This is a genomic window from uncultured Victivallis sp. (assembly GCF_944391105.1).
GTDB lineage: Bacteria > Verrucomicrobiota > Lentisphaeria > Victivallales > Victivallaceae > Victivallis.
Genome location: NZ_CALXSK010000052.1, coordinates 15,577 through 28,671, shown reverse-complemented (window position 1 = coordinate 28,671; position 13,095 = coordinate 15,577). Strand labels below are relative to the sequence as shown.

The window sequence follows — 13,095 nt, the reverse complement described above, 5'->3', positions numbered from 1 at the left end:
TGATAGTCCCAGAGTTAAGATGAACCTTCTGCCTCTTTTTTCATCCCGCCGAATTAAAAACTTTTGAAATTACCTCTCATAACAACGTCTTTTGGACTCAGAGAATTTTTCGGTTTTTGCGAAATTCGCTTTTCAGAACAAACGACCTTTACTCAAAAAACAAAACGGAGCAAGATCTTTGCAAAGAAAGAACTTGCTCCGTTTTTTACAGGAAGACCATCTGAAGAAGGAGTTGTCTTCCGTGGAATTCAATCTCTTTTCTGAACGATTTCATGGTTGAGATTATGAGGGACGATGATTTCGGGATTTATTGAGAAACATCTTTTCCTGTTCCGCCCAAGAGTCGGGAAAACTCCGACGGCAACTATCCCAGGAAAGGTCAAGTTTGCCGGAGAGGAGTTTATGGATGATCTTAGGGGAAAGGAGTGTCAGGCGAATCGTCCGGAAAATCAGCCCTGAATCAACTCCGACGGTTGCAGCCAGATCTTTGATGTTGGAAAATTTTCCTTCATCAATCATTTTCTGCCAGCGGAAAGCCCGGGCAAGAGCCAGCTGAATTGGAGTATATTCTACATGTTCACTGTCGGGGGTAAAAATTCTCGTTCTGCCACCGGCGATTTTGAAAATCAACGGGATCGTCACCCGGACATTCCCGTTTTCCAGAACTTCAATCTGTTTCTTCTCCATTCGCGATTTCCTCCATAAGAGTTTTGATACCTGAACTCTTGAATTCTACAGTGAGCTTGCTTTCGTGAACTTCGACCTTTTCCAGGAGAAGATGGAGAAGGCGGTTCATTTCACCGGGCGAGATCTCCTGCCAGAATGTTTCTTTGAACAGTTCTGCGATTTTCTCTGCGGGAAGATTCAACACTTGCGCCAGTTTTATCAGAATCGTCGGTGTCTGAAGCATTTTCATCACCTGTTCCCGAGTGATCCGCTCCACATCTCCTGCGGGGATCTGGCGCACCGGGCAAGTCGATGTTGCCCGCTTGGAGTCCCGAGAACACAGATAATAAAAATATCGCTTTCCGTTCTTTCGTGCATAGGTTGGCATCATTGCGCAATCGCAGTGTCCGCAGCGTAAGATTCCTTTTAAAGGAGCGATGGTTTCCATCCGCTTTGTCTGGCGAGGAACCGGTTCGTTGAGTGCGAGAATTTCTCTTGTCCGGTTCCAGACATCCAATTCAACAATCGCGTTTTGTTCCCCTTCGCAGATAGATCCTTTGTATTTGACCTTACCGATGTAGGTATGGTTGCTCAGAATACTGCGGGCTGGTCGAAGCCACCGGAGCGTTGTGGAAGGAGCTGGCCGCCGCGGAGGAAATGACGGTGGCGGTACGGGCCGGACCAGCGGCAGATTCTTTCCGGCCTTTCGATGCAGGTGAAGCCCGGGGAGTTCGTCGCGGTGGTCGGGGAGTCCGGTTCGGGCAAATCCACCTTGCTGCGGCTGCTGCTCGGCTTCGAGACGCCCGGCAGCGGCAGCATCGCCTATGACAGGCAGGATGTCAGCCACGTGAATCTGCAGGCGCTGCGCTCCCGGATCGGCGTGGTGCTGCAGGACAGCCGGCTGCTGCCGGACACCGTGCTGCGCAATATCATCGGCCACTCCGGCAAGCTGACCGTGGATGATGCGTGGGAGGCGGCCCGCCTGGCGGGCTGCGAACAGGACATCCGCGAGATGCCGATGGGGATGCACACGATGCTCTCCGCCGGCGGCGGCTCCGTCTCCGGCGGCCAGCGCCAGCGCATCCTGATCGCGCGGGCGCTGGCGAAGAAGCCGGCGGTACTGCTCTTCGACGAGGCGACCAGCGCTCTGGACAACGAGACCCAGGCCGCGGTCAGCGCCGGAATCGAACGGCTCAGGGTTTCGCGGCTGCTGATCGCCCACCGCCTCAGCACCGTGATGAATGCGGACCGGATCTACGTGCTGCACGAAGGGCGCATGGCCGAGTGCGGCACCTACCGGCAATTGATGGAAAAGGACGGCGTTTTCGCGCGGCTCGCCCGGCGGCAGCTTGCGGAAGCCGGGGAGGAATTCGAGGGATGAAGAAAAAATACGTATGGTTTTTCCTGCTGCTGCTGGCGGCGGCGGTCGCGGTCGGCTTCCGGAGCGAAGTCGCCGGTTTCCTGCGCCGCAATTTCACGGCGACCTTCAGCGAAGTCCTGCCGTCCGATCCGGCGAAACTGCGGGCGCTTTATCTGAAAAAGCATCCGAAAGAGCTGAATATCGCGGTTTTCGGGCCGTGGAACTACTATGCGAAGCAGGGGTTCATCCTCGACAAGGCGATTCAACTGGCGGTCGACGAAGTGAACGCATCGGGCGGAATCCTCGGCCGGAAGGTCAATCCGGTCTGGGTGGACAATGAAAATTACAGCGCCGTCGCGCAGGAGCAGGCCGAAAAGCTGGCCGCCGATCCGTCGGTTTTCGCGGTGATCGGGCCGGTCACGTCAGGACGGGTGCTGCAGTTCAACTCCCTGTTCGGGGACGCCGGGATGCCGGAGGTGGCGCCGCTGGCGCAGAGCGAGCGGATCAACCGCGAGAACACCAACGCGCTGCTGTTCATGCCGATCGCCTCCGATCTGGACGAAAGCCGGGCGCTGGCGGCGTGGGCGCAGGGCGGCGGGCGGCACAACTTCCTGATCCTGAATGACGACAGCCGCTTCCCGATGAGCTACGGCAGTTGCGTGGAGCAGTCGTTCTATGAAAAGGACCTGCTGGTGTACGGCCGGGTGCTCTTCGACCAGAGCAGCAGGAAAAACTACATCCGCGATCAGGTGCTGCAGTATCTGGACTATTTTCCGGTGCAGAACATCATCTATCTGAGCAAGACCGGCGACGCCTCCGACTACGCGGACCTCGCCGGGCGGATTTTCGCGCGGCTGCCGGAGGGGACGCTCTACTTCAACGAATTCACGACATTCGACCGGCTGCTGAAAATCCGGCTCGACCGCAACCGGGTTTTCGTACCCGCCGCGATTCCGCTGAATGCGGCGAACCGCGCCGAGTTGCGCAAATTCCTGAAGATCGAGGGGTATGAGCGCGATTTCCTGTCGCTGATCGCATACCGCGGCGTCCATATTTTCGCGGATGCGGTCCGGCAGGCCGGTTCGCTCGACCCGCGCCGAATCGCCGAAACCATGCGTACCGGGGTGATGAAAACGCCGTTGGGCGAGTTCCGTTTCTCCGCCGGCGGCTTCGAGGCCGGCCCGCCGCTGGAGATCCTTTCGCTGGAGGAGCTGGAGAAACGCTGGCGGGCGATCGCCGCGGATTGACGCGCCGGTTGCGCCGAAATTGCGGAATTTTCTCCGAACGGTGCTATATTATACAGATTTTTCAGAATTTTTCAATCAATATCGATATGGAGTTTACAGCGATGAGCAGTCACGAACCTTTGCCGCGCGCCTACGAACCGGCGGCGGTGGAAGCCAAGTGGTTCCCGACATGGGAGAAGGCCGGGAATTTCCACGGCGAACCGGATCCGGATAAGAAACCCTATTCGATCGTGATCCCGCCGCCGAACGTCACCGGCATCCTGACTCTCGGACATGTGCTGAACAATACACTTCAGGATATTCTGTGCCGCTACCACCGCATGAAGGGCGAGGAGGTCTGCTGGTTCCCCGGCACCGACCACGCCGGCATCGCGACCGAAGCGCGGGTGGAGAAGTACCTGCGCAAGGAGGAGAACACCGGCCGCGACGAACTCGGCCGCGAGGAGTTCATCCGCCGCGTGTGGCAGTGGAAGGGCGAATTCGGCGGCAAGATCATCCGCCAGCTCCGCACCCTCGGCTGTTCCTGCGACTGGGAGCGCGAGCGCTTCACGATGGATGAGGGATTGTCCGAGGCGGTGAAGAAGGTTTTCGTCGAGCTTTACAACAAGGGGTACATCTACCGCGGGCAGCGGATGATCAACTGGTGCCCGGTCGCGAAGAGCGCCCTCTCCGACGAGGAGGTGATCTACAAGGATGTGGCGGGCCATTTCTGGCACTTCCGCTACCCGCTGGCGGACGGCTCCGGCTATCTGGTGGTCGCGACCACCCGCCCCGAAACCATGTTCGGCGACACTGCCGTCGCGGTCAACCCCGCCGACGAACGCTACAAGCACCTGATCGGCAGGATGGTGAAGCTGCCGCTGACCGACCGGGAGATCCCGATCATCGGCGACGAGCACGCCGATCCGGCGAAGGGAACCGGCTGCGTGAAGATCACCCCGGCGCACGATCCGAACGACTTCGAGGTCGGAAAACGCCACAACCTCGAAGTGATCAACGTGATGAATCCGGATGCCTCGCTGAACGCCCGCTGCGGCGCGGCGTTCGAGGGGCTGGACCGCTTCGAGGCCCGCAAGCTCTGCGTGAAGATGATGGAAGAGCAGGGGCTGCTGGAGAAGGTCGAGGAGATCAGGCACGCGGTCGGTTACTCCGAGCGCGGCGACGTGCCGATCGAAACGCTGGTCAGCTACCAGTGGTTCTGCAATATGAAGGAGCTGGCGAAACCGGCGATCGAGGCGGTCAAGTCCGGCAGGATCAAGTTCTATCCCGAACGGTGGAGCAAGACCTATTTCCACTGGATGGAGAACATCCAGGACTGGTGCATCTCCCGCCAGATCTGGTGGGGCCACCGCATTCCGGCGTGGTACAACGACGAGAACGGCGAAGTCTACGTCGGGCTGGAAGCGCCGACTGCGCCGGGCAAATGGCGGCAGGAGGAGGATGTGCTGGACACGTGGTTCAGCAGCTGGCTGTGGCCGTTCTCGATCATGGGGTGGCCGAAGGAGACGCCGGAACTGAAATACTTCTACCCGACCTGCGACCTCGTGACCGGGCCGGACATCATCTTCTTCTGGGTGGCGCGCATGATCATGGCGGGCTGCGAATTCATGAAGGAGATCCCGTTCCGCAACGTGTACTTCACGAGCATCATCCGCGACGAGCAGGGGCGCAAGCTCTCCAAGTCGCTCGGCAACTCGCCCGACCCGCTGGATGTGATCGCGACCTACGGCGCGGACGCGCTGCGCTTCACGATCGTGTACATCGCTCCGGTCGGCATGGATATCCGCTACAGCAATGAGAAGTGCGAAATCGGCAAGACCTTCGCGAACAAGCTCTGGAACGCCTGCCGCTTCCGGCAGATGCAGGGCGAAGTGTCGAAGGAATTCCGCGAACTCCCGGCCGATGTCGCGGCGAACCTCTCCGGCGACGAACGCTGGATGCTCGCCCGCCTCGACGCAACGATCGAATCGATCAACGCCGCGCTGGCGGAGTTCCGTTTCCACTCGGCGGCGCACGAGCTGTACGAACTGGTCTGGACCAGTTTCTGCGACTGGTTCATCGAAGCCGAAAAGGTGCCGATGCGCGCGGGCGGCGCGGAAAAGGAGCGGGCGCTGACCGTGCTGGATTACGCGCTGTTCCGCATCCTGCGGCTGCTGCACCCGTTTATGCCGTTCATCACCGAGGAATTGGCGCACCAGATGGGCTTCGTCGCGGAGGGCGATTCGATCATGTACGAACCCTATCCCGAAAGCGACTCCTGCGCCGCGGCCGATCCCGCCGAACTTGAGCGCATCGACGGCAAGTTCGAACTGGTCAAGGGGGGCCGTTTCCTGAAGGCCTCCTACAACCTGCCCGACGGCAGGAAGGTGAAATTCCATATCAAGGCGGTGGACGCCGCCGCGCTGGAGTTCCTGAGCCGGGAGGAAGCCTCGCTGAAGAGCCTGTTGAACGCCGAAGCGATCGAATTTTCGCTGGATGAATTCGACTTCGCGAAGCACGGCGCGGCCCCGTCGCAGATCTGCAAACTCGGCACGGTCTATCTGCCGCTGGCCGACCTGATCGACGTCGCCGCCGAGCGGGTCAAGCTCGAAAAACAGAAGAAGGACCTGGAGGGATGGATCGCCGGTTCGAAGGCGAAGCTCTCCAACGAGCGTTTCGTGTCGAAAGCTCCCGCGCAGGTGGTCGCCGACGCAAAGCTCAAGCTCGCCGAGATGGAGGAGAAGCTCGCGCGCACCCTCGACCTGCTGAACTCGCTGAAATAAGCGTATTGCCGAACCCTGAAGGGGGCCTGCCCGCAATGGCAGGCTCCTTTTTTTCGTGGCGGACGTATTCGCTTCGCCGTATTATTTTTCAATTTTTCGGCTTTGGCTCTTGACATCGCGTGCCGTCTGTAGTATAATTAATGTAGAACGATCTACAAGAGTATTGCAAGGACATTACGATGCCGGAACGACAGAAGCGGGTTACACTCAAGGATGTGGCGGACTACTGCGGACTTTCGCGGAGTCTGGTCGCATTCATCATCAGCAATTCCGGCTACCGCAACAGCACGCCGGAGAACCGCCGCAAGGTGGCCGAGGCGGTCAAGGCGCTGAACTACCGGCCGAATACCGCGGCGCGGGAACTGCGGGCGCGGAAGTCCTCGACCATCGGCGTGGCGATGCCGATGTCCGGCACCGGCATCTACGGCAACATGGCGCTGGAATTGCAGCGTGAAATCAAAAAGCGCGGCTTTACGAGCCTGTTCTCCTTCTGGGGCGGCGACGATTCGGAAGAACTGCACGCGCAGACGCTTCAGACCTTCTTTGAGCGCAATATCAGCGGCGTGATCAGCTGGGACGCCTCGCCCTCTTTCCGGGAGGAGAAAATTCCGGCGGTGGTGTACGGATACCGGAACGAATTCTACGATTATGTCGTTCTCGATGAAGAACAGATGATCATCCGGGCGCTGGAGCACCTGAAGCGGTTCGGCCACCGCCGGATCGGTATTCTGAGCGTGGGGGAGCGCAACCGGTTCTTCCGCGAACATGTGGGCCGGTGCGGGCTTGAATCGAAACCGGAGTGGATTTTCGAGTTGACGTTCTGGAGCCGCCGTCCGCTGGATGCGTTCGGCAAGTTTTACCGGGAGTGCGGCGGAGTCATTCCCGATGCGCTGATCTGTCACAGCGACACCGAAGCGATCGCGGCGCTCTCCAGTGCCGCGAAACTCGGAATCCGGGTGCCGGACGACCTGTCGGTGATCGCGCTGGACGGCTCGTTCATGACTGCGTTTCTGTGTCCTGCGCTGGACTCTTTCGATCTGGATTTTTCGGAGATCACCGAACAGCTGGTGAAGCTGTTGCTGGCCAGAATCGACGAGCCTGCCGCGCCGCTGCGTTCGGTCAGGATTTTACCGCAGCTTGTTCATCGAGAGTCGGTCATCGACTGCCCGCGCTGATCACGATTGCGGAACGGGCCGCGTGAACGGCCGGGGATTTCTGTGCGGAAACCGTATTCTGGCGGAGGGCGATTGATTCCGCCGGGAGTTTTTATCATGCCGAAAGTACTTCCATTGGCGATCGGAGTGGGAGGCGGTTCTAATACAAAGGAGATATGCAAAACATGAGCAAGTATCGGAAGATGGCGGCGCTGAATCCGTCCGCCTTTCTGCGGCGTTGCGCGGCTCCCGTCGCGGCGCTGCTGGCGTGCACGGCGCTTCAGGCATCTGCGGAGATCGTTTACCACGAGGATTTTGAGGGAGATCCGGCGAAGTGGCCCATCTCGGTCTTCTACCGTGGGCAGAAACCCGGGAAATGGATTCATGTTCCCTCGAAGGAAGCGGCCTTCGGCAGGCGGGCGCTCTATCTGGAAGCCTCTGATGAAGCGCAGTGGATGTTCCTGCTGGCCGATATTCCGGCGGAGCGGCTTCACGGCAGGAAGATACGTCTTACCGCATGGTGCAAAAGCGATTTCCCCGTAAAAGCCGAGATCGGCCTGGCGAAAGGCCACTCCTATTCCGCCGGCCCCGGCAAGGTGGGGATTAAAACCACCGAAGGAAACGGCTGGGAACGGATCGTGGTGGAAGGCGAACGCGCGCCGGGAGAGATGGTGAGCCTTGCCGCCGGAATCGGCTACGGAGCCACGGGGGCCTGCATGCTGATCGACGAAGTGACGCTCGAATGCGCCGATGAACTGCCGCCGCTGCCGGAACTGAAGGCGCCGGGCACGAATTTCGTGGAGATGCGCAGGATGCGGTCGCAGCGCAGGCGTTTCGACGCCCTGGCCGACAGCTACAGACGCGACGCCGCCCTCGGGCTGCCGGTCGACGGGGAGCTGCTGAAGCGGCTGGTCACTGCGCAGGAAAACTACCGGAAAGAGAGTCTTACCCCGGCGGATGCCGCGGTGATCGCCGCCTGCCGGCAATACGCTCTGGAAGCCCGCCTGATCAATCCGTCGGTCGAATTCGACGTCGATACGCCGGTCTCCGCGAAAACGGAGCCGGAAGTGGATGTCACGATGCCCGTGAACGGTTATGAGGCGAAAATCCTGCTCGTGCGCAACCATTCCGGGCGGACCCAGTACTTCCGTCCCCGCTGGGAGGCGAAGAACGCTCCGGCCCCGCAATTGCGGCGCATGATTCCGGTCGAGGGATTTTTCGATGCGATGCCGCCTTTGCCGTTCGACAGTGTGTTCGAAGTGGCGGACGGCGAGACGAAAGGAATCTGGATCGATCTGCGCAGCCGCGACCTGAAGCCGGGCATCTACCGCGGCACTCTGGTCTTAACTCCGCTGGACCCGGCCGCCGTGACGGAACTTCGGGTTCCGGTCCGTCAGGCTGTGGCGGCAATCGAATCCCCGAAAGAGCTGCCGGTGGCGGTGTTCAACTGGGATTACGGTGTGACGAAGGATCAGGCGGATTACGAGTTCCTGCGCAAGGCCCGCGTCAATGTCTTCCATGTCAATTGCGGGAACGATGCGAAAGAGGCCGTCAACTGGGAAAAGAGCAACCTGAAACAGGTTCTGGATCAGGTCGATGCCAACGGCGACCGCGGCAAGGTGATCTTTTTCCTGGAAAACTGGTTTACCAGCGCCGCCGACAAGTGGAACGGCGATCTGGACAACTACTATCTGCAGCTCGCCGCCTATATGAAATCCCGCGGCTACGATTACGATCAGTGGATCGTCCACTGTTTCGACGAAGTGCTGGGCGACAAATTTCTCAACGCCGCGAAGAACATCAAGCGGCTGGATCCGCAGATCCGGATTTTTTCCGATCCTCCGCCGGCAAACGCGGATCAGCTGCGTCCGTTCCTTCCCTATCTGGACTACTTCTGCCTGGGATCGTGGTTCCTGCAGGAGGACGCGAAGAACGGCAATCAGGCCCTCGAACTCCTGCGGAGCACCGGGAAGCCGCTCTGGATTTACGAATGCGATTCGCAGCCGCGGCATCCGCTGGACAACTACCGCCGCATGGCGCTGAATTCCCTGCAGCGCAAGTGGGACGGGTTCACGTTCTGGAGTCTGACCGGCCTGCAGTTCCGGCACGCTTCGATCACGCCGCCGGCAGGCGTCGTCAATTACGGCATGACCTATCTGGACGAAAACGCAGTGCGCTATCCCTCCCGCCGCTGGGCGCTGTGGGAGCTGGGAGTCGATGATTACGCATTGGTCACCGCGCTCCGGGAAAAGGGGATCGACGTCGACGGTGAGATCCGGGCGATGTACGGCACGAAAGGCGCCGTCGCCCTGGATGACGCGATGGAAGCATTCAAAAAAGAGAAATTGAAGGCTTTTGTGCCCGTGGAAAAATAAACGGAATCCAGGGACCGCATCCGTTTCTCCCCTCATACCGGGAACGGGTGCGTCCCCAATCAACATAAAGGAGTGATCTATGAAACTGTATGGTGGAAAGAGGGGACACGCGCAAAAAGTGTCCGAATTTACGCTTATCGAACTTTTAGTAGTGATTGCGATCATCGTGATTCTCGCTTCCATGCTGATGCCCGCCTTGAACAAAGCGCGGGCGGCGGCCCACAGCGTCAAATGCAAGGCGAACCTCAAGCAGATCGGCACCTATTATGCGTTGTACTCCGATGAGCATGCGGGCATTATCCTGCCAAACAGTATGAAGACCGATATTCATCCGGCACTGCCGTGGTGGGAACTTCTTCTGAAATTATATATCGGCCATTACGGAGAAGAGGCCAAGACCAGAACCGTGCTCAGTTGTCCGGCCGATACCGGACACGATGCCTGGCAGGTGAGCCGGACGGCTCTGAGTTACGGTTACAATGAGTTTATGGGCGATAATGCCTACGGACCGGCTCCGCGGGAGTGGTTTATCCTCAACCAGACTGAACTTGGTCGGAACCCGTCTAGGATTATCTGCATCGGCGACTCCTGGAAGCGTTTTTGGATGGAGAATCCGGATGCCGCCTGGTTCACCGAATACTATCTGTGGCGCACGAATGTGCTGAACGTCGGTCCCTTTGCTGCCCATCCCGGTGGTATGAACATCCTTTACGGTGACGGGCATGTCGCGGAGCTCAACAAACCGGGATATAAGATTCTGGATGACTGGCTCGAAATAACCGGCAAATAGTCATCTTTCCCCGGCTCCCTCCGATACGCGGAAATGCCGTCCTTCCCCTGGCGGCTTTTCCGTGCCGTCGCCGTTTGCATAGAGCAGGCGGCGGGAGTTTCTAATAGATTGTTTCAGGTTGCGGACCAATGACTCTTTTTGACTGGCTGATCGTGATAATTCCCGTGCTTTTTGTGATGGGAATGGGATTTTATTCCCGCAAATATGTGAAAAGCGTGGCCGATTTTCTGGTTGCGGGGCGGTTGTGCGGACGGTATGTGATCAGCGTCGGCGACGTGGCCAACGCGCTGGCGATCATCGGGCTGGTCGCCTATGTGGAGGCGCAGTACAAAACCGGATTCGCATTGAGCTTCTGGAACGGTTTCGCGATGCCGCTGAGCATCGTGATCGCGCTGACCGGCTACTGCACCTACCGGTTTCGCGAGACCAAAGCGATGTCGCTGGGACAGTTTCTGGAAATGCGTTACAACCGCCCGCTGCGCATTTTCGCCGCGACGCTGCGGTCGCTTTCGGAGATGCTGGCCAATATGATCATGCCGGCGGTGGCGGCGCGTTTTTTCATCTACTTCTTCGACCTGCCGGAATCCATCGGACTTTTCGGCTGCCAGCTGCCGACTTTCATGCTCCTGGTGGTGCTGGTGCTGGCGATGGCGATTACCCTGATCTGTTGCGGGGGGACCCTGACGCTGGTGATTACCGATGCGATTCAGGGGATGTTCTGCTATCCGCTGCTGGCCGTGATGATCGTATTCGTGCTGTGCAAATTCTCATGGAGCACGGAAATCGTGCCGGTGATGATGGACCGGGTTCCCGGCGAAAGTTTTCTGGATCCCTTCGACGTCGGCGAATTGCGTGATTTCAACGTGTTCATGCTGATCGTCACTTTCACCACGATGATCGTGCATCACGCCAGCTGGATCGGCGCCGGGATCACCTCCGCCGCGAAATCTCCGCATGAACAGAAGATGGCGGGGATGCTCGGCACCTGGCGCAATATGCTCGGATTGATCTTTTATCTGCTGATCGCGGTTGCGGTGATCGTCGTGCTCAACCACGGCAATTTCTCCGGGGAGGCGCGCGAGATCCGCACCCGGCTTTCGACCCGCATCGCGGATGGGCTCGTCGAGGATGGCGCGCTGCGCGCCAGGCTGGTCGCCAACCTCCGCGATATTCCGGAGCAGAAGCATGTGGTCGGGCGGGACGCCCCGCTTTCCGACCGGAGCAATCTCGATACCGTCTACCTCGACACCGCGCACCGGACCCTGCTGGAAAATGAGAACGGCAATGCCGTGTTCCAGCAATTCCGCACCTTGTATTACCAGCTGATGCTGCCAGTCGCCATGCGCGAACTGCTGCCGCCGGTGATCCTCGGACTTTTCGCGCTGCTGATGGTGCTGGCGATGCTCTCCACCGACGATACGCGCATTTACAGCGCCTCGCTGACGATCACGCAGGATGTGGTCGTGCCGCTGTGCGGAAAGCCGCTGAAGCCGGAGCAGCACATCCGGGTGATCCGGCTGGTATCGGTCGGCGTCGGCGTCTTTTTCTTCTGCGGCTCGTATTTCATGTCGCAGCTGGACTACATCAATCTGTTCGTGACGCTGATGACTTCCATCTGGCTGGGCGGCTGCGCTCCCGTGATGATTTTCGGGTTGTACAGCCGGTTCGGCACCACGGCAGGGGCCTTCACTTCGCTGATCGCCGGAATGGTCATGGCGGCGGGCGGCGTGCTGATCCAGCGGAACTGGGCCGACACGGTCTACCCGTTTCTGGACGCCAACGATCTGGCCGTCCCGGTGGGGAATGCGCTTGAGACGCTCTCCGGCCCTTTCAATCCCTGGATCGTCTGGAAAATGGATGCGGTCAAATGCCCGGTCAACTCCTATGAATTCTATTTCCTGACCATGATCGTGACCGTGGTGCTCTATTGCGCGGTTTCGTATCTGACCTGCAAGGAGCCGTTCAACCTCGACCGCATGCTCCACCGCGGGAAATATGCGATCGACGGGACGAAGAAGTACAAGTTCCACTGGTCGCTGCGCGAATTTTTCGCCAACGTGATCGGCATCACGCCGGAATACACCCGCGGCGACCGGGTCATCGCATGGAGCCTTTTCGGGTACAGCTTCGTCTATTCCTTCTGCCTGGCGTTCCTGGGGGTGCTGCTCTGGAATTTGTTCTCGCCGTGGCCGCTGGAATGGTGGGGACACTACTTCTTCGTGGTTCAGCTGGCGGTTCCGCTGGTACTGGCGGCGGTGACCACCGTCTGGTTCGGCGTCGGGGGAGTCCGTGACCTTTTCCGGCTGTTCCGGGACCTCGAAAGCCGCACCTCCGTCAACGATCTCGACAACGGCGTCGTGGAAGGACATATCTCGCTCGCCGACAAGGTGGAACTTGAAGCTGTCGACCAGGGCGGACCGGAAAAATGAACCCGCGCCGGAGCGAAGGCCCGCGCGAACAAGAAAGAAAAGCAACTTATGGTGATTGAAAGTATTCTTGGAACCCTGAATCTGAATGGAGAGACCGGCAGCTGGAGAATTGCCGTTTCCGGCCGGACCGTCGAACCCGGCCTGGAACATGTCCGTATCGCAATGGAAACCGCTGCGCCGGCTCCGCCGCCGCGCCTGCTGCTCGAATGGCGTGTGCCGCTGACGGAGATGCACTTTTGCTGGCATCCGGCGGGAGGTTTCAACCGCAAAATCCCCGCCGACTGAACTGCGGCGCTGCACTCCGACCTCGCC

10 protein-coding genes are annotated in these 13,095 nt (G+C 59.1%); 8 read left to right on the top strand and 2 right to left on the bottom strand.

All coding sequences use genetic code 11. The annotated features are described in order from the left end of the window. Positions 1–282: 282 nt before the first annotated feature. Both Q0K10_RS13585 and Q0K10_RS13580 read right to left on the bottom strand, forming a co-directional pair. Positions 283–687 carry a hypothetical protein gene (locus Q0K10_RS13585; RefSeq protein WP_294508010.1) on the bottom strand — a complete coding sequence of 135 codons (405 nt, stop codon included), beginning with the start codon at positions 685–687 and terminating at the stop codon, positions 283–285. Beyond that, the gene (locus Q0K10_RS13580; RefSeq protein ID WP_294508007.1) at positions 668–1,114 is read right to left on the bottom strand and encodes a zinc ribbon domain-containing protein; all 447 of its coding nucleotides are present in this window, start codon (positions 1,112–1,114) and stop codon (positions 668–670) included. The genes Q0K10_RS13585 and Q0K10_RS13580 overlap by 20 nt, the downstream gene beginning before the upstream one ends. Positions 1,115–1,375: 261 nt before the next feature. Between Q0K10_RS13580 and Q0K10_RS13575 the strand changes: the two genes are divergently transcribed. The 8 genes from Q0K10_RS13575 to Q0K10_RS13540 all read left to right on the top strand — a co-directional run bounded on the left by Q0K10_RS13575 (position 1,376) and on the right by Q0K10_RS13540 (position 13,068). Further along, complete coding sequence (locus Q0K10_RS13575; protein WP_294508005.1) at positions 1,376–2,047, top strand: ATP-binding cassette domain-containing protein; 672 nt, start codon at positions 1,376–1,378, stop codon at positions 2,045–2,047. After that, on the top strand, positions 2,044–3,273 hold the full coding sequence (locus Q0K10_RS13570; RefSeq protein ID WP_294508002.1) for an ABC transporter substrate-binding protein: 1,230 nt from the start codon (positions 2,044–2,046) through the stop codon (positions 3,271–3,273). The genes Q0K10_RS13575 and Q0K10_RS13570 overlap by 4 nt, the downstream gene beginning before the upstream one ends. Before the next feature lie 101 nt (positions 3,274–3,374). Next, complete coding sequence (locus Q0K10_RS13565) at positions 3,375–6,035, top strand: valine--tRNA ligase (protein WP_294508000.1); 2,661 nt, start codon at positions 3,375–3,377, stop codon at positions 6,033–6,035. Between the two features lie 179 nt (positions 6,036–6,214). Next, on the top strand, positions 6,215–7,210 hold the full coding sequence (locus tag Q0K10_RS13560) for a LacI family DNA-binding transcriptional regulator (RefSeq protein ID WP_294507997.1): 996 nt from the start codon (positions 6,215–6,217) through the stop codon (positions 7,208–7,210). 164 nt (positions 7,211–7,374) lie between these two features. Beyond that, positions 7,375–9,564, top strand: coding sequence for a hypothetical protein (locus Q0K10_RS13555; protein WP_294507995.1), 2,190 nt, complete (start codon positions 7,375–7,377; stop codon positions 9,562–9,564). A 79-nt stretch (positions 9,565–9,643) separates the two neighbouring features. Next, on the top strand, positions 9,644–10,354 hold the full coding sequence (locus Q0K10_RS13550; RefSeq protein WP_294507993.1) for a prepilin-type N-terminal cleavage/methylation domain-containing protein: 711 nt from the start codon (positions 9,644–9,646) through the stop codon (positions 10,352–10,354). A gap of 128 nt (positions 10,355–10,482) precedes the next feature. Next, positions 10,483–12,783, top strand: a complete 2,301-nt coding sequence (locus Q0K10_RS13545; protein WP_294507991.1) for a hypothetical protein — start codon at positions 10,483–10,485, stop codon at positions 12,781–12,783. 48 nt (positions 12,784–12,831) lie between these two features. After that, positions 12,832–13,068, top strand: coding sequence for a hypothetical protein (locus Q0K10_RS13540; RefSeq protein ID WP_294507989.1), 237 nt, complete (start codon positions 12,832–12,834; stop codon positions 13,066–13,068). Positions 13,069–13,095 lie beyond the last annotated feature (27 nt).